Annotated in this window: 27 protein-coding genes; 15 read left to right on the plus strand and 12 right to left on the minus strand. The window is 63.4% G+C overall.

All coding sequences use genetic code 11. The features are described 5' to 3' along the window. Positions 1-51: 51 nt before the first annotated feature. The 3 genes from FHS03_RS18865 to FHS03_RS18875 all read left to right on the plus strand — a co-directional run bounded on the left by FHS03_RS18865 (position 52) and on the right by FHS03_RS18875 (position 1,955). Entirely contained in the window at positions 52-1,008 is a 957-nt protein-coding gene (locus FHS03_RS18865; protein ID WP_176347652.1) for a chemotaxis protein, read from the plus strand. A gap of 80 nt (positions 1,009-1,088) precedes the next feature. Then, positions 1,089-1,670 (plus strand): DJ-1/PfpI family protein, encoded by a 582-nt coding sequence (locus tag FHS03_RS18870; protein WP_183442496.1) that lies wholly within the window; start codon positions 1,089-1,091, stop codon positions 1,668-1,670. 66 nt (positions 1,671-1,736) lie between these two features. Then, complete coding sequence (locus FHS03_RS18875; RefSeq protein ID WP_183442497.1) at positions 1,737-1,955, plus strand: DUF7661 family protein; 219 nt, start codon at positions 1,737-1,739, stop codon at positions 1,953-1,955. Position 1,956: 1 nt separating this feature from the next. Here the strand turns inward: FHS03_RS18875 and fghA are convergent, their stop codons facing one another. Next, positions 1,957-2,802, minus strand: a complete 846-nt coding sequence (gene fghA, locus FHS03_RS18880) for an S-formylglutathione hydrolase (RefSeq protein ID WP_183442498.1) — start codon at positions 2,800-2,802, stop codon at positions 1,957-1,959. A gap of 226 nt (positions 2,803-3,028) precedes the next feature. Here fghA and FHS03_RS18885 point away from each other — a divergent pair, with 226 nt between their 5' ends. After that, positions 3,029-4,234: a cation:proton antiporter gene (locus tag FHS03_RS18885; RefSeq protein WP_183442499.1), complete on the plus strand. Its 1,206-nt coding sequence runs from the start codon at positions 3,029-3,031 to the stop codon at positions 4,232-4,234. 1 nt (position 4,235) lies between these two features. After that, complete coding sequence (locus tag FHS03_RS18890) at positions 4,236-5,351, plus strand: YbdK family carboxylate-amine ligase (RefSeq protein WP_183442500.1); 1,116 nt, start codon at positions 4,236-4,238, stop codon at positions 5,349-5,351. Between the two features lie 3 nt (positions 5,352-5,354). On the opposite strand, the gene FHS03_RS18895 is transcribed toward FHS03_RS18890, so the two are convergent. From FHS03_RS18895 to FHS03_RS18910, 4 genes are all read right to left on the minus strand, one after another. After that, positions 5,355-6,329, minus strand: a complete 975-nt coding sequence (locus tag FHS03_RS18895) for a gamma-glutamyl-gamma-aminobutyrate hydrolase family protein (RefSeq protein ID WP_183442501.1) — start codon at positions 6,327-6,329, stop codon at positions 5,355-5,357. Continuing rightward, complete coding sequence (locus tag FHS03_RS18900) at positions 6,326-6,844, minus strand: MarR family winged helix-turn-helix transcriptional regulator (protein WP_183442502.1); 519 nt, start codon at positions 6,842-6,844, stop codon at positions 6,326-6,328. The genes FHS03_RS18895 and FHS03_RS18900 overlap by 4 nt, the downstream gene beginning before the upstream one ends. Before the next feature lie 66 nt (positions 6,845-6,910). Beyond that, positions 6,911-7,549, minus strand: a complete 639-nt coding sequence (locus tag FHS03_RS18905; RefSeq protein ID WP_183442503.1) for a phosphoribosyltransferase — start codon at positions 7,547-7,549, stop codon at positions 6,911-6,913. A gap of 54 nt (positions 7,550-7,603) precedes the next feature. Beyond that, on the minus strand, positions 7,604-7,930 hold the full coding sequence (locus FHS03_RS18910; protein WP_183442504.1) for a flagellar basal body protein: 327 nt from the start codon (positions 7,928-7,930) through the stop codon (positions 7,604-7,606). A 455-nt stretch (positions 7,931-8,385) separates the two neighbouring features. On the opposite strand from FHS03_RS18910, the gene FHS03_RS18915 reads away from it, so the two are divergent. Continuing rightward, positions 8,386-9,423, plus strand: a complete 1,038-nt coding sequence (locus FHS03_RS18915; protein ID WP_371871741.1) for a dienelactone hydrolase family protein — start codon at positions 8,386-8,388, stop codon at positions 9,421-9,423. 2 nt (positions 9,424-9,425) lie between these two features. Here the strand turns inward: FHS03_RS18915 and FHS03_RS18920 are convergent, their stop codons facing one another. The 3 genes from FHS03_RS18920 to FHS03_RS18930 form a co-directional block, all read right to left on the minus strand. Then, entirely contained in the window at positions 9,426-9,863 is a 438-nt protein-coding gene (locus FHS03_RS18920; protein ID WP_183442506.1) for a hypothetical protein, read from the minus strand. A 106-nt stretch (positions 9,864-9,969) separates the two neighbouring features. Next, complete coding sequence (locus FHS03_RS18925) at positions 9,970-11,391, minus strand: hypothetical protein (RefSeq protein ID WP_183442507.1); 1,422 nt, start codon at positions 11,389-11,391, stop codon at positions 9,970-9,972. Then, positions 11,388-12,689, minus strand: coding sequence for an AAA family ATPase (locus FHS03_RS18930; protein ID WP_183442508.1), 1,302 nt, complete (start codon positions 12,687-12,689; stop codon positions 11,388-11,390). Before FHS03_RS18930 ends, FHS03_RS18925 begins: the two co-directional genes overlap by 4 nt. Positions 12,690-12,954: 265 nt before the next feature. Here FHS03_RS18930 and FHS03_RS18935 point away from each other — a divergent pair, with 265 nt between their 5' ends. Next, entirely contained in the window at positions 12,955-13,614 is a 660-nt protein-coding gene (locus FHS03_RS18935) for a phasin family protein (RefSeq protein ID WP_183442509.1), read from the plus strand. 29 nt (positions 13,615-13,643) lie between these two features. Here the strand turns inward: FHS03_RS18935 and FHS03_RS18940 are convergent, their stop codons facing one another. Next, a complete protein-coding gene (locus tag FHS03_RS18940; protein ID WP_183442510.1) occupies positions 13,644-14,519 on the minus strand; it encodes an alpha/beta fold hydrolase in 876 nt (291 codons plus the stop codon). Positions 14,520-14,633: 114 nt separating this feature from the next. On the opposite strand from FHS03_RS18940, the gene trxC reads away from it, so the two are divergent. Further along, positions 14,634-15,092, plus strand: coding sequence for a thioredoxin TrxC (gene trxC / locus FHS03_RS18945; RefSeq protein ID WP_183442511.1), 459 nt, complete (start codon positions 14,634-14,636; stop codon positions 15,090-15,092). A gap of 6 nt (positions 15,093-15,098) precedes the next feature. Here trxC and pdxR read toward each other — a convergent pair whose 3' ends face one another. Then, positions 15,099-16,529 (minus strand): MocR-like pyridoxine biosynthesis transcription factor PdxR, encoded by a 1,431-nt coding sequence (pdxR, locus tag FHS03_RS18950; protein ID WP_183442512.1) that lies wholly within the window; start codon positions 16,527-16,529, stop codon positions 15,099-15,101. A gap of 154 nt (positions 16,530-16,683) precedes the next feature. Between pdxR and FHS03_RS18955 the strand changes: the two genes are divergently transcribed. The 4 genes from FHS03_RS18955 (at position 16,684) to FHS03_RS18970 (ending at position 19,842) form a co-directional block, all read left to right on the plus strand. After that, positions 16,684-17,127, plus strand: coding sequence for a carboxymuconolactone decarboxylase family protein (locus FHS03_RS18955; protein ID WP_183442513.1), 444 nt, complete (start codon positions 16,684-16,686; stop codon positions 17,125-17,127). A gap of 128 nt (positions 17,128-17,255) precedes the next feature. Further along, positions 17,256-18,464, plus strand: a complete 1,209-nt coding sequence (locus FHS03_RS18960) for an MFS transporter (protein ID WP_183442514.1) — start codon at positions 17,256-17,258, stop codon at positions 18,462-18,464. A gap of 12 nt (positions 18,465-18,476) precedes the next feature. Beyond that, positions 18,477-19,097: a helix-turn-helix transcriptional regulator gene (locus tag FHS03_RS18965; RefSeq protein WP_183442515.1), complete on the plus strand. Its 621-nt coding sequence runs from the start codon at positions 18,477-18,479 to the stop codon at positions 19,095-19,097. Position 19,098: 1 nt separating this feature from the next. Then, positions 19,099-19,842, plus strand: a complete 744-nt coding sequence (locus tag FHS03_RS18970) for an alpha/beta fold hydrolase (protein ID WP_183442516.1) — start codon at positions 19,099-19,101, stop codon at positions 19,840-19,842. Here the strand turns inward: FHS03_RS18970 and FHS03_RS18975 are convergent. Together FHS03_RS18975 and FHS03_RS18980 are read right to left on the minus strand one after the other, a co-directional pair. Beyond that, positions 19,811-20,188, minus strand: coding sequence for a hypothetical protein (locus tag FHS03_RS18975; protein WP_183442517.1), 378 nt, complete (start codon positions 20,186-20,188; stop codon positions 19,811-19,813). The two genes, FHS03_RS18970 and FHS03_RS18975, sit on opposite strands and share 32 nt — an antisense overlap. A 2-nt stretch (positions 20,189-20,190) precedes the next feature. Next, complete coding sequence (locus tag FHS03_RS18980; protein ID WP_183442518.1) at positions 20,191-20,643, minus strand: hypothetical protein; 453 nt, start codon at positions 20,641-20,643, stop codon at positions 20,191-20,193. A 27-nt stretch (positions 20,644-20,670) separates the two neighbouring features. On the opposite strand from FHS03_RS18980, the gene FHS03_RS18985 reads away from it, so the two are divergent. From FHS03_RS18985 to FHS03_RS18995, 3 genes are all read left to right on the plus strand, one after another. After that, positions 20,671-21,060: a nuclear transport factor 2 family protein gene (locus FHS03_RS18985; RefSeq protein ID WP_183442519.1), complete on the plus strand. Its 390-nt coding sequence runs from the start codon at positions 20,671-20,673 to the stop codon at positions 21,058-21,060. A gap of 23 nt (positions 21,061-21,083) precedes the next feature. Next, positions 21,084-22,142, plus strand: a complete 1,059-nt coding sequence (locus FHS03_RS18990) for a CPBP family intramembrane glutamic endopeptidase (protein WP_183442520.1) — start codon at positions 21,084-21,086, stop codon at positions 22,140-22,142. Between the two features lie 90 nt (positions 22,143-22,232). Further along, positions 22,233-22,505 (plus strand): hypothetical protein, encoded by a 273-nt coding sequence (locus tag FHS03_RS18995; protein WP_229426283.1) that lies wholly within the window; start codon positions 22,233-22,235, stop codon positions 22,503-22,505. Positions 22,506-22,508: the final 3 nt, after the last annotated feature.

Genomic DNA, 22,508 nt, shown 5'->3' on the forward strand with positions numbered 1-22,508 from the left:
ACTTACAGTTTCGCGCAAGGCGGAACTAGCTATCGAAATTGGAGATGAACAATGAATTCAGTTCAACAAGAAGTTGACGAACGCAGTAACCTGACTAACTCCAACAAATTCGAGCTGCTGTTATTCCGCCTCGGCGCGGACGAGAACGGCGACCATTCCGAACTCTACGGAATCAATGTCTTCAAGATCCGCGAGATCGTGGCCATGCCGCAGGTGACCGCGGTGGCCGGCTCGCCTTCGCACACCCTGGGCGTGGTCAATCTGCGCGGCCAGATCATCACGGTGCTGGATCTGCCGGCCATCGTGGGCGTGAAGCCGAAGACGGGGCTGAACATCATGCTGGTGACGGAATTCGCGCGTACCACGCAGGCCTTTGCCGTGGAGTCGGTGGATGAAATCGTGCGCCTGGATTGGAGCCAGGTGCTGAGCGCGGAAAACAGCAATGCCGGCGGCATGGTCACCAGTATTGCCCGCCTCGATGGCGACGTGAACGCCACCCGCCTGGCCCAGGTGTTGGACGTGGAAACCATTCTGCGCAAGATGGTGCCGACCGAGGGCAAGGATGTCGATCCCGACACCATCGGTCCGAAGCTGGGCCTGAAGCCGGGCACCTTCATCCTGGCGGCCGACGATTCCGTGGTGGCGCGCAATCTGATCGAGCGCGGCCTGGAAGCGATGGGCGCGCCGTTCGTGATGACCAAGACCGGCAAGGAAGCCTGGGAAAAGCTGCAGCACATCGCCGACGGCTGCAAGGCCGAGGGCATCGCGGTCGACGAGCGCGTGGCCCTGGTGCTGACCGACCTGGAAATGCCGGAGATGGATGGCTTCACGCTGACCCGCATGGTGAAGCAGGACCCGCGCTTCAGCAAGATTCCGGTGGTGATCCATTCCTCGCTGTCCGGCAAGACCAACGAGGACCACGTGAAAGGCGTGGGCGCCGACGCGTATGTCGCCAAGTTCGTCGCCGAGGATCTGGCCGAAACCATCCGCAAGGTGCTGCACAAATAAATCCGCCGCAAAGCCCGCGGTAACGGAAGTGGGCTATGATCGTCTCTCCTATTGCGTTTTTGATACCGGAGGAGATGACCGTGGCTGCAAAGAAAATTCTGTTACTGACGGGTGATTTTGCCGAGGATTATGAAACCATGGTGCCGTTCCAGGCACTGCAGGCTGTCGGGCATACCGTGCACGCGGTATGTCCCGGCAAAAAAGCCGGCGACAAGGTCAAGACCGCCATTCACGATTTCGAGGGCGACCAGACCTATACCGAAAAGCCGGGCCACCAATTTTCCCTGAATGCCAGCTTCGATGAGGCCGATGCCGCGCGCTACGACGCGCTGGTGATTGCCGGCGGCCGCGCGCCCGAATATCTGCGCCTGAATCCCCAGGTTATCAGCCTGATCCAGGGCTTCGCGCAGGCCAACAAACCGGTGGCCGCCATCTGCCACGCCGCCCAACTGCTGGCCGCGGCCGATGTGATCCGGGGACACAAGATCAGCGCCTATCCCGCTTGCGCCCCCGAGGTGAAACTGGCTGGCGCCGAATATGCCGACATCCCCATCGACGGCGCCATCACCGACGGCGTTTTCGTCACCGCCCCCGCTTGGCCCGCCCACCCGCAGTGGATCGCGCAACTGCTGCAAAAGCTGGGCACGGAAATCAAGCTGTGATCCGCTGATATCGGGCTGCCGCCTTGGCGATGGCGGCGGTCTTTCATTCACTTTAGGACGGCATCAATGAAGGAACTTCGCTTCAATATTTTCGGCAATCTCATCGCTATTCGTGGCACGCCGGGCGCGTGGCACACCTTCTATTTCGGCGCGGAAGGCAAGCGCCGCCCAGCCGATTTCATCGTCCCGAATGATGTGGCGGAACACGAGTTATGCGAATACCTGGCCGACCTGTTCCACGAAGACGCCACCCCGCGCAACCATTCGGCCCGGCAGCTGTCCTGAGTCAGCTCCCTGCCAGATTGCGGGCGTGGAAGCGCAGGTGGTCTTCCATGAAGGTGGCAATGAAGTAGTAGCCGTGGTCGTAGCCGGCGTGGCGGCGCAGGGTGAGCGGCTGCCCGGCTTGGGCGCAGGCGGCTTCGAAGGCTTCCGGATATAACTGTTCGGCGAGGAATTTGTCGTCCAGGCCTTGGTCGATCAGGATGCCTTGCGGGTAGGGCGTTCGCAGGCCGGACATCAGGGCGCTGGCGTCATGCTGTTGCCAGACATCTTCATCGCTGCCCAGATAGCCGCTGAAGGCTTTGCGGCCCCAGGGACAGCGTGCCGGAGCGGCAATCGGGGCGAAGGCGGAGACGGAGCGGAACACGTCGGGACGCTTCAGCGCCAGCGTCAGGGCGCCATGGCCGCCCATCGAGTGGCCGAAAATGCCGATGCGGGCCGGGTCGAGCGGCAGCTCGGCCGCGAGCAGCTCGCGCAGTTCGTGGACATAGCTTTCCATGCGGTAGTGCTTGGCCCATGGCGCTTGCGTGGCGTCGAGATAGAAGCCGGCGCCGACGCCGAAATCCCAGGCTTCGCTGTCGCCGGGCAGATTCGCGCCGCGCGGGCTGGTGTCGGGCGCGATCAGGATCAGGCCCAGCTCGGCCGCCACGCGCTGGGCGCCGCCCTTGATCATGAAGGTTTCTTCCGTGCAGGTCAGGCCGGCCAGGTAGAAGAGGGCGGGCAGGCGCGCATCCATGGCTTGCGCCGGAATGAAGACGGAAAAGCGCATCGGCAGGCCGATTGCGCGCGCATCGTGCTGGTAAAAACGCTGAACGCCGCCGAAACAAGCGTGTTCGCTAAGAAGCTGGAGCATGGGTGTCCCTTCGTTCTGAAGCCGCCATTGTACCTGCCGCCAGGATGCGGTGTGCACGGCCTGCTGCCGGGGCCAAACTCTACGGTGCGCCAGCGTCCGGGACATTGCAATACAGTCATTATTGAATTGTGTGCAGCTTGCATCCTTGGGGATAATCAATTACATTTGCGCCAATGTAAGTCGCCGATCCTGCCCGGCGCGAAGCAATCAACAATAGGAGGAAACCATGCCAGACTTCCTGGTAACGCTGGACTTGCAGGCCATCTCGGCCGAATTAGCCTGGCCCGTCGCAATCGCCTTGGCCTGGCTGGCCGGGGAACTCATCCACCGCTGGACCACCTTGCCGCGCATCAGCGTGTATGGCCTGGTGGGCTTTTCCGTCGCCCAGGCTTTTCCCGAGCTGTTCGCCACCGAGAGCGGCAGTCCGGTCACTTTCCTGGCCAATGTGGCCTTCGGCCTGATTCTATTTGAGCTGGGCTACCGCGTGAATCTGCGCTGGCTGCGCGTCAATCCCTGGATCCTGGTCAGCGGTCTGATGGAATCGGCGCTGACTTTCGCCGTCGTGTATCAGCTGGCCCATATGAGCGGCGTGCCGCCGCTGACGGCGCTGCTGCTCGCTTCGCTCGGCATGTCGACGTCGCCGGCCGGCGTGCTGCGCATCATTAACGAGCAGAAAAGCTCGGGCCAGGTCACGGAGCGCCTGCTGCACCTGGTGGCGATCAATAGCGTGCTGGCCGTGTTCGTGTTCAAGGTCATCGTCGGCTTCTGGGTCTTCGATACTTCCGGCAGTCTGCCGCAGGCGATCTCGCACAGCCTGATCGAGCTGGTGGCGTCGGCCGTGCTGGGCGCCGTCTTCGGCTTTATCGTGCCGGCCGTGCTGCGCAAGCTCGGCACGCTGGCGCTGGACGGCACGGTGGCCTTTGCACTCGGCGTCATCATGCTGGTGGCGCTGACGCATGCGGCGCAACTGTCGCCGGTGCTGGCCACGCTGACCTTCGGCCTGATGGCGCGCCACCGCCGCGTCACCTTCGCCCGCACCGAGCGCAATTTCGGCGCCATCGGCGAGTTGCTGACGGTGCTGCTGTTCGTGTTCGCCGTGTCCACGCTGGAGTGGGAGCGCGTGATGGCGGGGGCCACCCTGGCCCTGGCCTTGCTGACGGCGCGCTTCCTCGCGAAAGCGGCGGTGGTGGCGGCCTTCTCCCATGTGGGCGGCACGTCCTGGCGCAAGGGCGCCTTGACCGGCATCGCGCTGTCGCCGATGTCGGTGTTTGTGGTGCTGGTGCTGGAGCAGACCAAGAGCATGGGCATCGTGCTGGTCGACGAGCTGGCTGCGTTGGCGGGCATGACCCTGTTCATGGAGGTGATCGGTCCCATCATCACGCAGCGCGCCCTGATCTGGGCCAATGAAACCACGCGCAAGGAGGAACACTGATATGGCGCTCGAAGCATTCAAAGCATCCGACCCCCTGACCATGGGGGTGGAGCTGGAGCTGCAACTGGTCAGTTTTTCCGACTTCGACCTGACGGCGTCCAGCCCCGACTTGCTGCATCTCTTGAGCCGCAAGCCTTTCCCCGGCAATGTGACGCCGGAGATCACCGAGAGCATGATCGAGATTAACTCGGACGTGCACACCCGCCACGCCGAACTGCTGGCGCAGCTGCAGCTGATCCGCGATACGTTGGTGACGGCGGGCGAAACGCTGAATATCGGCATCTGCGGCGGCGGCACCCACCCGTTCCAGAAGTGGTCGGAGCGGCGCATCTTCGCCAAGCCGCGCTTCAAGGAAGTGTCGGCGCTGTACGGCTATCTGGCCAAGCAGTTCACCATCTTCGGCCAGCACGTGCATATCGGCTGCGCCTCGGGCGACGATGCGCTTTACCTGCTGCATGCGCTGAGCCGCTACGTGCCACACTTCATCGCGCTGTCGGCATCCTCGCCCTTCGTGCAGGGCGGCGATACGCTGTTCAATTCGGCGCGACTGAATTCGGTGTTCGCCTTCCCCATGAGCGGACGCGCGCCCTTCGTCCTGAGCTGGGACGAGTTCGAGCACAGCTTCTTCTCGAAGATGGAGCACACGGGCGTCATCAAGAGCATGAAGGACTTTTACTGGGACATCCGCCCCAAGCCGGAATTCGGCACCATCGAGCTGCGCGTCTGCGACACGCCGCTGACGGTGGAGCGGGCGGCGGCGCTGGCCTGCTATCTGCAGGCGCTGTGCGCCTATCTGCTTGAGCGCAAGGAAGCGCCGCCGGCGGAAGACGATTACCTGGTCTACAACTACAACCGCTTCCAGGCTTGCCGCTTCGGCCTCGATGGCACCATCGTGCATCCGAAAACGTATGAGAGCCTGTCGCTGCGCGAGGATATCCTGACCACCTTGCGCCGCATGGACCCGTATGCCGAGAAGCTGGGCGGCCTGCCGGCGCTGAACCATCTGATGCAGGTCACGCATATGGGCAGCGATGCCCAGTATCTGCGTGACCAGTTCAGCGCCACGGGCAGCGTGGAAGGCATCGTGGACGCGGCGGTGGCCCGTTTCCGGGGCTAAGGCCTAGAAGCGGGTTTCGCGCGCCACGCGCAAGAAGTTGTCGAGGATGGCAGTGCAGTCCAGCAGCTCCTGCCCGCCGGCGCGGTGGAATTCGGGGTGCCATTGCAGGCCCATGACGAAAGGCGCCTTGCGGTAGCGGATCGCCTCGATCATGCCGTCGGGATGGGACAGCGCTTCCACCGCCATATCGCGTCCCAGCGTTTTCACCGCCTGGTGGTGGATGGAGTTCACCAGCCCGCGCTCCTGTCCGCGGAACATCTTCGCCAGCGAAGAGCCTTCGGGGAAGGTGATCTCATGGCGGTGGCGGTCGTAATCGTCATGCACGTGGGCCAGGGCGGCCGGCACGTCGGTGGCGATGTCCTGATACAGGCTGCCGCCAAAAGCCACATTCAATAACTGGCAACCACGGCAGATGCCCAGCACCGGCTTGCCGGCCTCCACGAATTCGTGCAGCAGTTCCAGTTCGTACATATCGCGCGCGCGGTCGCCGCCCCATTCGGGCCGGGTCGGCGTTTCGGCATAGCTTTGCGGCGAAACGTCGGCGCCGCCCTGCAGCACCAGGCCATCGAGATGGCGCGCGTAGTCGCGCAGGCGGATATTGCTGGGGTGGAGCAGGCCGTCCGTATTCACGGTCGGAATCATGAACACCAGTACATCGCGCGACATCACCCACTGCGCGATCGACTCCTCCAGGTACTGCAGGTTCTTGCTGCGCAGGCCTTTGGCGCCGGCCTCGGGATGGAAGATGCGCGCCGAGATGCCGATGCGCAGCGGGCGCTGCATGATGTGGCGGGTGGCGGCGGCCGCGATGCGGCGGTAGCGCGCCATGATGACGCGGCCCCATAGCGTGAAGACGGTTTCGCCGGGATCGAGATAGCGCGGCGCGTCGTCCTTGCGGCGCTGGCGCTGCTGGTCGTCGCCGCGCCGGTCATTGGCGCGGCGCTCGTGTTTTCTGCTCTCGCTATCGTCTGTGCTCATCCACTTTCCTGCATGGTGAAGGGCAGGGGCTGCAGCCCGAAGCCTTCATCGAGCACTTCGATACTGCCCAGCAGCCCTTGCAAGCCGGTGTTCAAACTGGCCAGATGCCCGGGTTCGAGCTTGGCCAGCGCCTCCGGCAGCAGGCCGCGCGCCGGTTTCGGCGCCGCCTGCAGCAAGGCGCGGCCCTGTTCGGATAAGGAGAGTTTTACCACACGCTGGTCTTGCTGGTCGCGCGTTTTGACGATATGCCCCTTGCGCACCAGGCTTTCCAGCAGATTGCTGGTGGTGGCCTGCTGGATCGCCAGGCGGGCCGTGATCTGGCCCACGCGCAGGTCGGGCGTTTCGGCCAATTCCTGCATGATCCACAACTGGGCGCCATTGACCCCGCATTGTTTTTCTATCCACAGCGAATGCCGCTGTGCCGCGCGAATAATGATGCGCAGTTTTTGCAGTACTTCCAGATCCGGGCTGGCTGCCTCGGTTGCCGTTGCGCTGCGCTTGCTCTTACCACCCATCTGCATGTCTCCAATCTGATAGGTTCATCAACGCGGCACGGCAAGGTTTGGTTTACCTGTTGAGCATTATTGGCTGCGCAAGATGGCGATCACCTCCTCTTCGCTGACCTGGGGGAAGTAGTCGTAGTGGCGGCTGACGGCGAGAAAATGCATGGGCGCGGCCAGGCACACCACCTCGTCGGCCAATGGCGCGATCAGCTCGATGGCGTCGGGCGCGGCCACCGGCACGGCGGCGACCAGGCGCGCCGGCTGGCGCGCGCGCAGGGCGCGCAGGGCGGCGGCCATGGTGGAACCGGTGGCCAGGCCGTCGTCGACCACGATGACGAGGCGGCCAGCCGGATCGACCGGGCGGCGCGAGGCGCCATAACTGGCGCGGCGGCGCTGCATCAGGTCCAGCTGTTCGCGGGTTTGCAGCTCGACCCACTCCATGCTGGTGCGGGTACGGTGGAAGTAGGGCGCCAATTCGCGCTTGCCATGCTCATCCACGGCGCCCACGGCCAGCTCGGGATCGATGGCGGAAGGGATTTTGCGCACCAGCACCACGTCCAGTTCGCCATCGAGCGCCTCGGCGATGATCTGGCCCATGGGGACAGCGCCGCGCGGAATGGCCAGCACCAGCGGCCGCCGGCCGCGCAGGGAAGACAGGCGCTCGGCCAGCAGGCTGGCGGCGTGTTCCCGGTCGGAAAAAGGGAGTTCGAAACTCATGGTTGCCTCGCTAGGCTGGCATATCTTCCAGCATAGCGCGGCGGGAGGGCGGCGTTAAGCCTTGATGTCGATCAGTGTGCCGATGCGTTCATCGGCCGCCTGCACCACCTTGGCGGAGAGGTCGAAGCCGGCTTTGTAGACGAGGGAATTGCTCATGTCCTTGGCCATGTTTTCGCTGGACAAGCCTTCCTGCTGCGCCAGGCCGCGCGCGGCAGTGGACAAGGTCACGCCGGTGCCGGCCGGATTGGTTTCCTGGAAGTTGGCCTGCTGCGGCTGGAAGTTCTGCGTGTTCGCATTGGCAACATTGTGCGCCGTGACATCCAGGGCTTTCTGATTGGCTTGAAGGCCGGACAGGCCGGCGCTGAGAGCGGAAATAGCCATGACGTGATTTCCTTAAGGCAAGAGCGGACAGTGTACACGGATTGTTCGGTTGCCGCACGTCAACGCCTAAAAAATAGGCAGTTCGCGCAACAGCCTGTGCGCGGCAAGTGTCGCCGAGTGTTGCCGCAGCGCGCCAAAACCATGGTTCAGGCAAGAAAAGCTGCTGCAATTAAAGTTCTGCCATTGCCTAGAAAAAAGGCAGATTGCACAATCAGATTATTGCCGCACACCAAGCTCGCCTGGAGACCGCCATCAATTCCCCGCGTTATTTGCGCTGGCTGCCCGCCATGCGCCGCCTTGTGTTGCCACAAACGTTGCCGCTAACGCCGGCGCGCCGCCTGGCGGCTGTGCTGCTGGCGCTGGCCTGCGCTTTACTGGCGGACGGGGCAGTCGCGGCGGCGGGCCTGGCGCAAGGCGTGGCGCCGCTCGACGCGCGCCTGAACGAACAGATTCTCATGTTGCCGGCCGGTCCCGGCGGCCGCGAGCGCCTGGAAACCACGCTGTTCAAGCCGGACGGGCCAGGCCCGTTTCCCCTGCTCGTGATCAACCACGGCAAGGCGCCGGGCAATCCGCGCCTGCAGCGGCGCGACCGCTTTGTATATATGGCGGCCGCCTTCGTGCGGCGCGGCTATGCGGTGCTGGTCCCGATGCGCACCGGTTTTGCCAATTCCAGCGGCCGCTACAGCGATTTCGGCTGCAATATGACGGCCAACGGCTACGCCCAGGCCGCCGATATCGCCGACGTGCTGGCGTACGCCGGCCAGCAGCCTTGGATCGACGCCCGCCGCATCGTGGTCGCCGGCCAGTCCTATGGCGGCCTGGCCAGCATGGCCCTGGCGACCCAGGACATTCCCGGCGTGCGCGGCGTGCTCAATTTCGCCGGCGGCCTGCGCACCATCGGCGGCAATTGCGATTGGCAGCAGGCGCTGGTGCAAGCCTTTGCCGATTACGGCCGGCGCAGCCGCCTGCCCAGCCTGTGGCTGTATGGCGCCAACGATTCCTTCTTCGCGCCGCCCTTGGTCAGCCGCCTGCACCAGGCGTATACGCGGGGCGGCGGCAAGGCCCAGTTGCTGGCCTATGGCGCCTTCAAGAGCGACGCCCACCGCATGCTGGCCAGCCGCGACGGCGAGAAAATCTGGCTGCCCCATGCCGAGCGCTTCCTGCAAGCGATCGGCATGCCCTTCCGCGAGGTGTATGCGCTGGCCGACACGCCGGCCGCGCCCGCCAGCAATTACGCCGCATTGGAGGATGTGGCCGCCTTACCCTATGTGCCGGAGCGCGGGCGCGAGCAATACCGCGCCTTCCTCAAGCGCATGACACCGCGCGCCTTCGCCATTTCCGCCAGCGGCGCCTGGGGTTGGGCGGAAGAAGGCGAAGAACCGGAAGCGCGCGCGCTGGCGGCCTGCCAGTCGTCCAGCGAGCAGCCCTGCCGCCTGTATTCTGTCGATGAAAGAGTGGTGTGGCCGGACGTGAGCGCCGGCCGCACCGACTGAGGCTAGAGCCAGACGCGGATACTCAGATAGGCGCCCAGCGACAGCAGGGCGCTGCCGCACAAGGCGGGCCGCACGCCCGCGCTCATGCGCTGCGCCATCACCGCGCTGCCATGGTGCAGCTCGGCATAGGCCAGCGCCGCCAGCACATTTTGCAACGCTACGAAGAGATTGAGCGCGAGCGCCAGGCCCAGGCACAGCGTGGTGCTGAAGGTTTCGCGCGCGAACTGCGCCAGCTGCGGAATATTCTCCATGCTCAGGATCAGCAGCAAGCCCTGGGCGATGGCCAGCATCATGCCCCAGCTGGTGCGGCGCATGAAGCGCGCATTGTAGTAATCGGCGTGCCATTGCGGAATCAGGGCCAGGGCGTGCATGACCAGCACCGCGATCGTCAGCGCCTGCAAAACCCAGTAGACCGAATCGAAAGTCCTCAATTCTTCCATGGCGATTCCTCGCGGGGGAAAAGTCAAAATAGCATAATCCGGGGCCGCCCGCCCGCATGATACGGCGCATCAAATTCTGCGCGAACGCGCAACAGTGGGCGGGGAATCAGGCGAACAAGCTGAAGCCGGCGGTGTAGTGCCGCAGGATGTCGGCCGTGGCCAGGGTACGCACGGACAACTGGTGGAATGTCGTGCCGGGCAGGCGGCCGCTCTCGCCCCAGGCCTGCCATGCGCAGGCGCGCTGGCCGTCTTCCTGCCCCGGCGCCCAGATTTCGACATCGATCCGGTCCTCTTCATGGCTTTTCAGGTGGCGCTGCATCAGCAGCCAGCGATAGGCCTCCAGGCTGGCAATGTCCTGGTGCAGCTTGGCCTGTTCGCAAAATTTGCGCCAGTCCTGCCAGGTTTTCGGCTGCTGCCTGGTGCTGGGCGCGGCCGGCCTGGTCTTGAAGAAGGCGTCCTGGGCGTAGGCGGCGGAATATTTGAAATCGATCAGCAGCAGGCGGCCGTCCTCGCCTTCGACCACCAGGTCGGGGCGGCGGGCGGTGCCGTTCCAGGCGAACAGTTCATGGCGCGTCCGCGTCCAGCGCTGGCGCTGGGCCGGTGTGGCCTGGTACAGCAGCTCGTGGTCGCAGCTCAGGATGCGCGCGGCGCCAAAATGGGCCAGTGCGTGGTTCAGGCATACCGCCTCCCAGACGCGGTGGAAGCCTTGCAGGCCGAAGATGTCGCCACCGCCGGCGTTGGCCGAGCAATGCAGCACCTGTTCCAGTGTATCGGCCAGCTCGCGCGCCTCGGCGTGCACGGGCGGCGCGCTGCCGGTCGCGGCGTCGAACGCGTCCTGCAACTGGGCCAGGGTGCTTTCATGGCCGGCGCCGAACAGGGAGGCGTCCTTGGGCAGATGCTGGCTGTCGGCACAGCGCGCGGCCAGGGTTTCCCATTCTTCAAGCAGGCTGGGCGCGATTTCCTGGTCGGCGGCCGCGGGAAAGAGATGGTGCAGCGCGTCCAGGGCGATCCAGCAGGCCAGGCCGACCAGGTCGTTGCTGCCGCGTTGCAGGCGCGCCGGCTGCATCAGCATGGTGTCGAAGTAGGGCGTGTGGTCCGGCAGGTAGACGGCGCGTTCCAGATTGCGGCTGATATGGCGCGCATCGAAGCCGGACGCGAGGCCGGGCGCGCGCACCAGGGCCAGCAGGCTGGGATCGTTCATGCGCCGGATCAGCGCGATATGGCTGGCGAGCTTGCTGTAATCGAGATCCTGTTCCCGGCTGGGTTGGCTGGCCTGTCCCTGCGCCGCCCTCAAATAGCCGTCGCGCTTGCTGGTGTTCTCCTTGGGGTATTCGCGCGCGAAGCGGGCCAGCACGCGGGACAGATGACCCAGGCAGTGCTCCTTGCTGTCGCCGGGTTGCGGGTGATAGCCGTAGGGCAGGCGCAGGCTGGCGCTGCCGTCGGCGTTGCGCACCAGGCCGACATAGGCTTCGCTGGTGCAGTCCAGCGTGGCCGCTTCCAGCTCAAATTGCCAGCCGCTGTGCTTCACGCGCTGGCCGTCTCGGCCGGCGCCAGCAGGCCGGCCAGCAGCATGGCCGCGTGCTCTGGGGTGGCGAATTCACCGAAGGTGCGCGGGTCGCCGCCGGCCATGCCGCCCAAGCGCAGCAAGGCAAACAGGGGACTGCGGTCGCGCGAGAAGACATTATCCCAAAGGAAGAACATCAGCTTGTTGCGGATGGTTTCCAGCGTGATGCGGGGCGCGGGCACGTCCAGGAACGCGTCGATATGCTCGATCAGCTTCGCCGCCAGCAATTCCGGTTGATAGGGATTGACGTCTGCCGGCCAGCCCGCGCCGAACGCTTCGAAATCAGCCTTGGCGCTGACGGTGAGCAGATTTTCGCCGAAGCCATAAGATTCCGCCTTGGGGAAAATCTTGACCCACTCGCCATGCCCGGACTTCCCGACGAGCGGCGCCAGCTTCACTTTGAGCGCTTCCAGAGCCGCCCCCAGCTTCTCCGGCGCGGTGAGGGGGACTTTGACGAACCAGAGGCCGATTTGCTTGTCGTCGATATTGCGGCCGCGGAAGCTGCCGGCAATGTAGTCGTTGAGCCGGGTCAACACACTGATCCAGTCGCCGTCCACGCCCTCGACCGTCAAGCTGCGCTGGCGTTCATGCAAAACACCACCTGGCTGGCCGCTCCACGGCATGAAGGCGAAGTCCCAACGGCGCTTGAAGGCGCTGTCCATGTAATACACCGATTCGTCGCTGGTGTTCATGGTGCCGATCAGGGACAGATTGGGCGGCAGATAGAGTTTCTGCGCGGGGCAGGCGCTGGCGGGTGCGCCCTGCCGCTGCAATTCGTTTTGCAGGGCGCCGTGGAAGAGTTGGCACAGTTCCACGCCATATTCCGAACGGCCGCTATCGTTGCGGTCGAGCAGCTGGAAAATGTCGCCGAAGATCTGGGCGCAATTGCCGCGGTTGATCTCATCGATCACCAGCAAGACATTCTTGCCCGGATCGGCGTAGGCCAGGGCCAGGGCTTTGAGCAGCGGCCCGGTGTGGATATTGTATTCGATGGAGGAGCGTTCCACCTCTTCCTGGATGGTGGTGGCGGGAATCGGCCCGGCCGCGCTGAGCAGGTATTTTTGCTGATACTTGCTGGTCTGCGGCAGCAGCTTGGCGAGGAAATCGCCGTAGCCATATTCCGGATGGAAGGTGGTTTCGATCAGGCGCGGGCCAGGCACGGTGATGCCCAGTTCCTCTTCGGCGATCTTCCTGACGCGGAAACTCTTGCCGCAGCCTGGCGGGCCAAACAGGATTTTTTGCAGACAAGTCACAGCAGCCATGGTTCCTTTCACCGGCAAGCAAGGGGGAGGAAAATTTTACTATAGAAATAAGTCAGGCTGGCCGCGACGGGGCCCTGGCTTTACGGCTCAGTTGCATGCGTGAGGTAGGAGGGCGCACCTTTGATTTTCGTCAAACGCGGGCGGGGACGCTGACGTAGTCTGGGTTCCTGTGCCGCCGGTGCAGGTGCCTGCGGCCTTGATCAACCCTTTTCCGTTCGAGGTTTCCATGTATCCCTTTACTTCTTCTCCCGCAGCCCGTGAACACATGAATGAGCAAGTCGCCTTCTTCAACGATATGTCCAAGACCCTGATGCAGTCGGCGCAGGAATGCCAGAGCATCGGCCTGCAAATGGCGCAGTCGATGCTGGAGGAAAGCGCGGAGGTCGGGCGCAATATGTTTTGCGCGCAAAAGCCGGCCGACCTGTTCAGCATGACGGCAGCGCGTATCGAGCCCTTCAGCGATAAGCTGTGCAGCTATAACCAGGAAATATCGCGCGTGGCCGCCGACGGCCAGGTGCGCCTGGTGCGGGTGGTGGAGCAGCACAGCGCCGGTACGGCGCGCGCGGCCAAGGCCTTGGCCGATGAAGTGGCGCGTATCGCCTCCGAAGAGACCGGCAAGGCCCTGCGCAAACAGCAGGATGCCTTGTCGCGCATTGCCGACCCGATCGACGAGATGGCCGACACCGTGGTGCGCCGCACGCGCGAAGCGATGGGCGAGGCCATGGAGATGAGCGAGGCGGACGGCAAGGAAAGACAGCCGCGCCACGATGGCGAGCGCGGCGGCCAAGCCGGTGAAAAAGCCGGCCAGGCTGTCGACAAAGCGGTGCAGGCCGGCGAGAAAACGCTACAGGCCGGGGAACGCATCGCCCAGGTGGCGAGCGGCCAAGGCGGCGGCAGCCGCCACGGCGCGCGCCACGACGCCTGAGCCTTTTGCCGCGGCCGTGCCTGGACGCCTTAGCGCAGCCAGGCAATGACTTCCTGCGCCACCCGCGCCGGCTGCTCGCGCTGCGGGAAGTGGCCAACGCCGTCGAGCAGCAGGCGGCGGTAGGGCGCGGCAAACAGGTGTTCGCGCTGCGCGGAGGTGGCGGGATCGTTGGCGCCGTCGAGGGCGCCGTGCAGGGTCAAGGTCGGCACGGTGATGACGGAATTGCGCCGCAACTCCGTTTCCAGCGCCGAATAATAGGGATCGGATTCCGCCCAGCCCCAGCGGTGGCGGTAGGAATGCACGGTGACGCTGGCCCAGTCGGGATTGTCGAAGGCATGCGCCGTGGTGCGGAAATCGGCTTCGTTGAATTGCCAGCCCGGCGACCAGGTTTGCCACAGCAGATGGGCCAGTTCGCGCCGCTCCTTGCGCACGGCAACGGCGCCGCGCTCGGTTGCCATATACCAGTGATACCAGTAATTGCGCGCCTGGGCCAGGCTCAGCGTCTGGTGCGGGTCGTTGCTGCCCCAGCCCACCGAAATACCGACGCAGCGTTCCACCTTTTCCGGCGCCAGCAGGGCGGCGTTGTAGGCGGCGCGCGCGCCCCAATCGTGGCCGACCACGCGGAAGCGGCGGATATCGAGGGCCAGCGCCATATCGAATACATCCTGGGCCAGCGCGCTGAGCTGGCCGCTGCGCGGGATGGCGCTGTCGCGGAAACGGGTATCGCCGCAGCCGCGCAGGCTGGGCGCCAGCACGCGGTAGCCCTGTTCGGCCAAGGCCGGCGCCAGCGCATCCCAGGTATGCACATCGTCGGGCCAGCCATGCAGCAGAAAGACGGGCGCGCCTTGCGGCGGGCCGTATTCTCTGTAGGCAATATGCAAACGCTCGGTCGTCAGGAATTGCATGCATCCCTCCCAGCTCAGGCATAAGGTCCGATTATCGGACGCGGCCGTTCTGCAAACAAGCGAAATCTTCGTTACACTGCGCCCGACCAAGATGCAAACCCGGATGGAAACCCTATGACTACTTCAAGCTCCGCGCCGGCCGAGGCGCTGCACATCGTTTGCCCCCACTGCGACGCCGTCAACCGCGTTCCCGCCGCCCGCCTGCGGGAGGAGCCGGTCTGCGGCAAATGCCAGAAGCCGCTATTTACAGGACAGCCGGTGGATTTGTCGAGCGCGCGTTTCCTCAAGCATATCGAGCGCAGCGATTTGCCGGTGCTGGTCGATTTCTGGGCGCCGTGGTGCGGTCCCTGCCGCCAGATGGCGCCGTTCTACGCGCAGGCGGCGCAGCGCCTGGAACCGGCTTTCCGCGTGGTGAAGGTGAATACCGAGGAAGCCCAGGATCTGGCGGCGCGTTACGCCATCCGCAGCATTCCCACCCTGGCCCTGTTCAAAGGCGGACGCGAAGTGGCGCGCCAGCCGGGTGCGATGGACGTCAATAATATCCTGGCCTGGGTGCAGCAGCACGCGCGCTGACGGACTTTACGCCATCTGCTGCAGCACTTCGCGCAGACGGCCGATGGCGATATCGATGTCGAGCAGCTCGATGGCGCCATAGCCCATGAACAGGCCAGGCAGGGGCGGGGCCTCGGCATAGAACGGTGCCAGCGAATACAGGCCGACCTCGGCGCGGTGCGCGACCCGGACCAGCAGTTCCATATCCAGCGGCCGCACGCAGAGGGCGGCCAGATGGTAGCCCGCCGTGGCCGGCACCAGCTTGAACCAGGGCGCCAACTCGCTGTCGAACAGCGCTTGCAGGCGCGCGCGCCGCGCCGCATACACCGCATGGCAGCGCCGGATATGGCGCGCCAGGCAGCCGTCTTCAATGAACTTGGCCAGCGCATGCTGGTTCAGCGTCGGCGTATGCCAGTCGCTCAGGCGCTTGACCAGCAGCAGGGCGGACTGGATGGCCGGTGGTAGCACGATATAACCGAGCCGCAGCTCCGGTCCAAGCACCTTGGAGAAGGTGCCGACGAAGGCCACGAGGCCGTGCCGGTCCATGCTTTGCAGCGAATCGGTGGGGCGGCCCTGGTAGCGGAAGCTGCTGTCGTAATCATCCTCGATGACGATGGCGCCGATGTCGCGGGCGCGCGCCAGCAACGCTGCGCGGCGCGCCATGCTCATCGGCATGCCCAGCGGGAACTGGTGGGCCGGGGTCACATAGATCAGGCGGGCGCTGGCCGGAATCAGATCGACGCGCATGCCTTCCTCATCGACCGGCACGCCGCACACGTCGGCGCCATGGCTGCTGAAAATCAGGCGCGCGGGCGGATAGCCGGGCTCTTCCATCGCCACCACGCTGCCCGGCGCCAGCAGGGTGCGTCCGAGCAGGTCGAGCGCCTGCTGGGCGCCGTTCGTCACCACCACTTCCCCGGCGCCGCACAGCACGCCCCGGCTGAAGGACGCGTGATGGGCAATCGCCTGGCGCAAGGCGGGTAGGCCTTCAGGCGGACTGTAGCGGCCACGCGCCAGCGCTTCCTGGCGCAGGGCGTGCAGCACGCAGCGGCGCCAATCTTCGGCCGGAAAGTGGTTCGGGGTCGAGCGGCCGCCCACGAATTCATAGCGCGAGCTGGCGATCTTCATTTTGCGCAGCGGCTTGCCCAGCTCTTCCCAGTGGCGCAGCATATCGGCGCTGCCCAGATCCTGGACGGTCTGCGGACGGGGCAGGGCGGCCGGCGGCGCTTGCACATAGCTGCCCGCGCCGACTTTGCCAACCAGGAGCTGGTCCAGGCTCAGGCGGGAATAAGCTTGCGACACCGTCTTGCGCGACAGTCCCAGCTGCTGGGCCAGCAGGCGGGTCGGCGGCAGTTGCGCGCCGTCGGCCAGCCGGCCGCTGCGGATCGCCTCGCTGAGCTGGCGGTAGAGCTGGCCCGCCAGATCGCGGCTTCCGTCCATCACGATATGTAATTCCATGGGCGAAGCCTGCCTGTTCCGGTCGACTTTGGCAAGCATTGGCCTCCAAAATTGGGTATTGGACCGCCTGATTTTCCGGAAATTGGCTCCTTTGCGCGCTCCGCCGGCCTCTAGAATGGAGTCCATGCAGTACACACTTTTCAAGGAGAAGAAAATGGAACCACGTCTGGATTACCACAAAGCCAATCCCGAAGCCTATAAGGCCATGCTGAACTTCGAGATCGCCGTCAACAAGCTGGGCCTGGAAGAATCGCTGCTGGAACTGATCCGTCTGCGCGCTTCCCAGATCAATGGCTGCGCCTACTGCGTCGACCTGCATGCGGCCGACGCGCGCAAGGCCGGCGAGACCGAGCGCCGTCTGTATTCCCTGTCGGTGTGGCGCGAAGCCCCGTTCTACACCCCGCGCGAACGTGCCGCCCTGGCCTGGACCGAGGCGCTGACCGACCTCAGCCACACCCACGCGCCGGATGCCGACTACAAGACGCTGCTGGCCGAATTCAGCCCGGCGGAATCGGTGGCCGTCACCATGGCCATCAATGCCATCAATAGCTGGAACCGCATTGGCGTGGGTTACCGCAAGGTGCCGGCGGCCGACTAAGCCTCGTCCAACCTTTCTGCCGCGGCGCTGCCGGCGCCGCGCTTGATCGCGTATAAATAAACAAAAAAATTTACTTAATGCCGCATTAGCGGTATATTTGTAAAACGATTTGTTTATTTATCTCGGTCATGAAAAACATCCTCCTGATTACGGCGGCCTGCCTGCTGGCGCTGCTGTCCACCACCGGCACCTCGCTGCCCTATCCTATTCTGCCGCCGCTGTTCGCGACCGATTCCGGCAACGGCCTGACCCAGTTCCTCGGCCTGCCGCCCAAACTGCTGTTCGGCCTGGCCTTGATGATGAATCCGCTCGGTCTGCTGATCGGTTCGGCCGTGCTCGGCTCCCTGTCCGATCGCTACGGCCGCCGCTCGGTGCTGTTGCTGACCACGGTCGGCGCCGCCATCGGCCATGCCGCGACGGCGGGCGCCATGGTGCTCGAATCCTATCCCCTGTTCATCGTGGCCCGCTTCATCACCGGTTTGCTGGAAGGTAATGGCGCCGTTGCCCGCGCCCTGCTGGCGGAAAAGCTTGACGGCCCGCTGCGCGCCCGCGCCCTGTCCTGGCTGAACGGCGCCTTCCACCTGGGTTGGCTGTTCGGCCCGTTGCTGGCCGGCCTGACCCTGGGTTTCGGCATCACGGTGCCGTTCTGGATCGCCGTCGCCGCGCTGCTGCTGGGCGCGCTGCTCGTGACGATCGCGCTGGAACGCGAAACGGCTAGCGGCGCCGCCACCTCCTGGTGGCAGGAGGCGCGCCGCAACCATGCCTTCAATCTGCTGCGCAATCCGGAGTTGCGCACCTTGTTCATCGTCCAGCTGGCGCTGACCTGCGGCGTCACCGCTTTTTATGAGTTCTACCCGCTGTGGCTGGTGGAAAATGCCAACTACGATGCACGCAGCATCGCCTTCTTCAATGTCGGCATGTGCGGGCTGATGACGCTGACGGCTGTTTTCGCCGGCAATCCAAGCCGCCATGAGCCGCTGAAACGCGCTACCTGGTATGCGGCGGGTATCGGTCTGGTCGTGGCGATGGTCGCTTTTGGCAATATTTGGCTCGGAATGGCCGCAATTATGCTGTTCGGCGTGCCCAACGCGTTTTACAATGCGGTAGTGCAGGCTTGGTCGGCCGAACGCTTCAGCGCCCATGGACAGGGTGCCGTGATGGGGCTGCTGGCGACCACGTTCTGCTTGGCGAATATTCTGATGGCGTTGGCTGGTTCCGTACTCACCTTGCTCAATACGCGTCTGATCCTTGGTTTGGGCGCCGCGCTGGCGCTGTGGGCGGCCTGGCGCATCCAGGGCTGGCGTACGCAATTGGCGGCGGCGCCGGCCGTGCTGTAACAACTTATAAGAATGAATACTGCTGACCACATCCTTTTTCTGCTCAAGACGCGCGGCCCGCAGACCGCGCAGCAGCTGGCCGAAACGCTCGATCTGACCTCGATGGGCGCGCGCCGCCAGCTCGAAACGGCACAGGAAAAAGGCTTGGTGACGTTTGAAGACGTCGCCGAAAAAGTGGGCCGTCCCTCGCGCCGCTGGCTGCTCACCGCCGCCGGCCACGCGCGTTACCCCGACCGCCACGCCGACCTGACCTTGCAACTGATCACCCAGGTGCGCAGCCTGTTCGGCGAAGAAGGGCTGGACAAGCTGATCGCGGCGCGCGAGCAGGCCAGCGAAGAGCTGTACCGCAACAATATCGACAGTGGCGGCGACCTGCCCGAGCGCGTCGCAGCGCTGGCCACGGTGCGCGACGCCGAAGGTTATATGGCCGAATCAGAAGTGCAACCGGACGGCAGCGTGGTACTGGTCGAGAACCACTGCCCGATCTGTGCGGCGGCCAAGGAATGCCAGAAATTCTGCCGCTCCGAGCTGGACGTCTTCCAGCGCGTGCTGGGGCCGGATTGTAAGGTCGAGCGCTACGAGCATGTGCTGAACGGCGCGCGCCGCTGCGCTTACAAGATCCAGCCGGTTTAGGATGGTAGAGGCCGACACGCAACTGACCCTCGTCCTGCTGCCCGGCATGGATGGCACGGCGACCCTGTTCGAACCCTTGATCGCGGCCCTGGGCGACAGTTTCCATATCCGCCGCGTCGCCTATCCCTGCGACCAGGCGCTTGGCTACCGGGAACTGGCGGAAGTGGCCCGGCAAGCCTTGCCGGTGGACGGGAAGTTCATTTTGCTAGGGGAGTCGTTTTCGGGGCCAATCGCCATAGCCCTCGCGGCTGCACAGCCCGATGGATTGCTGGGCGTCGTACTCTGCAGCACCTTCGCGCGCAATCCCCATCCGTTGTTCAAGCCGCTGCGCGGGTTGGCTGACATTCTGCCCGTCAAATTGCTGCCGAACGCTGTCCTCAGCTATTTCCTGATGGGCCGATTTTCCACTCCCCAATTGCGTGTCGCCTTGGATGGCGCGCTGGCCCAGGTTTCGGCGGCGGCTTTCCGCGCCCGGCTGAAGGCGGTTCTGGCGGTTGACGTCAGCGCCCAATTGCAGCGTTTGCAAGTGCCCTTGCTCTATTTGCAGGCCAGGCATGACCGGGTGGTGCCGGCCGGCGCGGCCCGGCATATTGCGTCCACCTATCCGGCAACGCGGATAGCGGCTCTCGATGGCCCCCATTTTCTGTTGCAGATAGCGCCACAGGCCGCGGCCGCCGCCATCCAGGCCTATGCCTTGGAACTGGCAGAGGCATCTATACGCTCACGTCAAAATTTGGAAGCGTGACAATTTGGACTTCGCCGCTATCAAGCCTTAGCGCGATTTCATGGGCGTTCAGTTGCGTGAGTTCCTCTATCCAGAAGATGTCGGGAGGCTCTCGATTAAATTCCCAGTATTGCCTGCTTGGTTTTCCATTCGCGTATTCATCGAATGGTTCCGCCAGCCGATAGATAATCAGCCCGCATCCCCCGATGGCACACCAGTTTTCATCCGCGTCGATCAGCGCTGCCTGGGGATCGCCATAAAAATCGCCAACCACGATTTTCCTTCCACCGGGCAGGCGTAGATACGCAAGCTCATATTCATGCTCGATGGCGTAATTGCTACTTGTTGCCAGGGTATTCGGCGCCATAATCAATCCCCTTGGCATGGTGGCTTGCTATAGCATATTCCCGATAGCATGACGAACTCGTTTTCAATTTCGCAAAGTGTCACCTTATCCAGCCAATATTTAATAGGGCTGACGCCATCCCATGTGAGTTTGCCCAAGCAGTCCTGCAAGAGGTAGTGTCCCAGGACCAGCTCGGATAGCGCGGCATTCTTGAGTACTTCAGGCAGGCACGGGTATCCGGCTTGGGCCAGATCATCCTGCGGCCCCCCATGCTGCTCGTCATCCTCTTTCGACTCCGCCACCCAAATCAAGTACGCCGGCTCCAGATATTCGATTAAATATGCCGTATTTATCTTGAACGAAAAAATATGTGCGATCATGGTCGCGCGGCTTGAGCTTAGGCTCATTTCCGGCACTGCGAAAATGGCGGGCCGGTGAGCGGTGTTATCAATCAGTAGGTGGACAATTGGCTGCATATATATTGATCTTACTATGGAGTTGCGATGTCATCCGATTTAAGAGAAGAGATACGTGCTATTGAGGAACGCCTGCGGCTCGCCATGCTGGCATCGGACCAAATTGCGCTGGATGAGCTGATTTCTCCTGAGCTGACCTTCACCAACCATCTAGGGCAGGTATGTGGAAAGCAAGACGATCTCGCTCTGCATCGGTCCGGCATACTGAAATTCCACCTGCTACAGCCCTCAGAACAGCACATTCAAGCCGATGCGCAATTGGCTATCGTATCGGTGCGGATGATGGTTGCGGGTAGCTATGAAGGCCACGCTTTTAGCGAGGATTTGCGCTATACCCGCGTATGGCGTAGCTCTGCTGATGGTAAGTGGACGATTATGGCGGGCCATAGCAGCCGAGTCGCCGCTTCCCCTGCCTGACAATGCACAGCCATAGGAAGGCCATGCTCGCCGGTGGTAGCTTATTGCTATTGGGGGCGATCTGCCATCACTTATTCGCAAGCTCCTTATATGCGCCGGAAAGCGCGCTGGTGAAATTTTCGCCCTGGCTCCTGTTTCAAGGCCTGGACTTTGCCGTTGCGGTGCTCGGCGGGATGCTTGCGGTACGCTATTCGCCAGCAGCATCGCTGAAGGCTGCTGGCATCTTGCTGCTCCTCATTTTGCTGCAAATTTTGTTTGCCGATCTTCCCGTGGGGCTGTCGTCAGGCTGGATATGGCTGGGCGGATGCGCTGGGCCACTGGGCTTGGCGCTGGGCGCAAGCTGGTATCGTTACCGTGTACTCGCCGGACAAGACAGGGAGCACTTGCCCAGCTTGCTGGAGTTGTTCGCCCCTACAGCGGATAGGCGAGCTGAAGCGGCGCCGCATACCGGCCTGCTGGAAGCGCTGGCGCTAAGCGTCCTTTGCTTCGGAATCTTCATTTTGTACTCAAGCGTGGCGGCCTTCGAGTCTTCCTTCCGTTCCTTTGACTTTTCCATTAGTGAGCAGGATCTGCTGAATGTGCTGCTGACAGAGATCGTGCTTGGCGTGCTGGCGCTGGCATGGCTCCGGCTACGCCGCTACCCTTTAGCTACCTTGCTGCCGCGCCCCAGCCTGTTTGGTCTGGTGCAGGGATTCGTTCTCTATCTGCTTAGCTTTGGCTTGAGTGGAGGCATGGTCCAACTGCTATCGCCGCTGGCAGCCGCAGACCCGGCCATGCCGCTGTCTCGGACCAGTATCAGTCTCTATACAATACTGTCCGTTGCCGCCATCAATGGCCTATATGAGGAAACCTTCCTGCTCGGATTCCTGCTGCGCGGCCTGCGGCGTTATGGGATGGCTGCGGCCTTCCTGGTCAGCCTTCTGATCCGTGCCTTATTCCACACCTACCAGGGGCCATTCGGCATTGTGTCGGTGCTGATTTTTGGTTTGGTGCTTAGTCTGTACTACTGGCGCAGCAGGCTGCTGTTCCCGGTGGTAGTCGCCCACGCCTTCACCGACATTGTACCGTTCCTGCTGAGCTGAGCTGGACGAAAGCTGAGCGCCTATCGTGTGCTGGCGTACAGATATTGCTTGCCTACCCGTTTACGCTGCAAGTTCATGCGGGAGGCCGATATGGAAAACAGCGATATGAACGATGAACAGCGGCGCCAGTTCATTGCCGACGTATGGCGCCGCTTTGAAGCGGTGCAGGACTGGGCGATTGCGAACTGGCCCGATGCGCGGCATCCTCTGAGCTCGTCCGACTTTGTGGAGAGCCGCAAGGAGATTCTGAGCCTGGGCCTGCCTCCGGGCCAGCGCCTGCATCTGGTGCCACAGCAGAATGTGCCGGAACCGGAGCAGGGCGGTCCGCAATATGAAGATGTGACGCCAGCGCCCTGGCCTTGAACC

It is taken from the genome of Pseudoduganella violacea, assembly GCF_014191875.1.
Lineage (GTDB): Bacteria > Pseudomonadota > Gammaproteobacteria > Burkholderiales > Burkholderiaceae_D > Rugamonas > Rugamonas violacea_A.

Bases quoted from the DNA above. Each gene is read 5' to 3' on its own strand.
- FHS03_RS18865 (WP_176347652.1), top strand. From the start codon at position 52: ATGAATTCAGTTCAACAAGAAGTTGACGAACGCAGTAACCTGACTAAC.
- FHS03_RS18875 (WP_183442497.1), top strand. From the start codon at position 1,737: ATGAAGGAACTTCGCTTCAATATTTTCGGCAATCTCATCGCTATTCGT.
- fghA (WP_183442498.1), bottom strand. From the start codon at position 2,802: ATGCTCCAGCTTCTTAGCGAACACGCTTGTTTCGGCGGCGTTCAGCGT.
- FHS03_RS18885 (WP_183442499.1), top strand. From the start codon at position 3,029: ATGCCAGACTTCCTGGTAACGCTGGACTTGCAGGCCATCTCGGCCGAA.
- FHS03_RS18890 (WP_183442500.1), top strand. From the start codon at position 4,236: ATGGCGCTCGAAGCATTCAAAGCATCCGACCCCCTGACCATGGGGGTG.
- FHS03_RS18895 (WP_183442501.1), bottom strand. From the start codon at position 6,329: ATGAGCACAGACGATAGCGAGAGCAGAAAACACGAGCGCCGCGCCAAT.
- FHS03_RS18900 (WP_183442502.1), bottom strand. From the start codon at position 6,844: ATGGGTGGTAAGAGCAAGCGCAGCGCAACGGCAACCGAGGCAGCCAGC.
- FHS03_RS18905 (WP_183442503.1), bottom strand. From the start codon at position 7,549: ATGAGTTTCGAACTCCCTTTTTCCGACCGGGAACACGCCGCCAGCCTG.
- FHS03_RS18910 (WP_183442504.1), bottom strand. From the start codon at position 7,930: ATGGCTATTTCCGCTCTCAGCGCCGGCCTGTCCGGCCTTCAAGCCAAT.
- FHS03_RS18915 (WP_371871741.1), top strand. From the start codon at position 8,386: ATGTTGCCGGCCGGTCCCGGCGGCCGCGAGCGCCTGGAAACCACGCTG.
- FHS03_RS18920 (WP_183442506.1), bottom strand. From the start codon at position 9,863: ATGGAAGAATTGAGGACTTTCGATTCGGTCTACTGGGTTTTGCAGGCG.
- FHS03_RS18930 (WP_183442508.1), bottom strand. From the start codon at position 12,689: ATGGCTGCTGTGACTTGTCTGCAAAAAATCCTGTTTGGCCCGCCAGGC.
- FHS03_RS18935 (WP_183442509.1), top strand. From the start codon at position 12,955: ATGAATGAGCAAGTCGCCTTCTTCAACGATATGTCCAAGACCCTGATG.
- FHS03_RS18940 (WP_183442510.1), bottom strand. From the start codon at position 14,519: ATGCAATTCCTGACGACCGAGCGTTTGCATATTGCCTACAGAGAATAC.
- trxC (WP_183442511.1), top strand. From the start codon at position 14,634: ATGACTACTTCAAGCTCCGCGCCGGCCGAGGCGCTGCACATCGTTTGC.
- pdxR (WP_183442512.1), bottom strand. From the start codon at position 16,529: ATGGAATTACATATCGTGATGGACGGAAGCCGCGATCTGGCGGGCCAG.
- FHS03_RS18955 (WP_183442513.1), top strand. From the start codon at position 16,684: ATGGAACCACGTCTGGATTACCACAAAGCCAATCCCGAAGCCTATAAG.
- FHS03_RS18960 (WP_183442514.1), top strand. From the start codon at position 17,256: ATGAAAAACATCCTCCTGATTACGGCGGCCTGCCTGCTGGCGCTGCTG.
- FHS03_RS18965 (WP_183442515.1), top strand. From the start codon at position 18,477: ATGAATACTGCTGACCACATCCTTTTTCTGCTCAAGACGCGCGGCCCG.
- FHS03_RS18970 (WP_183442516.1), top strand. From the start codon at position 19,099: ATGGTAGAGGCCGACACGCAACTGACCCTCGTCCTGCTGCCCGGCATG.
- FHS03_RS18975 (WP_183442517.1), bottom strand. From the start codon at position 20,188: ATGGCGCCGAATACCCTGGCAACAAGTAGCAATTACGCCATCGAGCAT.
- FHS03_RS18980 (WP_183442518.1), bottom strand. From the start codon at position 20,643: ATGCAGCCAATTGTCCACCTACTGATTGATAACACCGCTCACCGGCCC.
- FHS03_RS18985 (WP_183442519.1), top strand. From the start codon at position 20,671: ATGTCATCCGATTTAAGAGAAGAGATACGTGCTATTGAGGAACGCCTG.
- FHS03_RS18990 (WP_183442520.1), top strand. From the start codon at position 21,084: ATGCTCGCCGGTGGTAGCTTATTGCTATTGGGGGCGATCTGCCATCAC.
- FHS03_RS18995 (WP_229426283.1), top strand. From the start codon at position 22,233: ATGGAAAACAGCGATATGAACGATGAACAGCGGCGCCAGTTCATTGCC.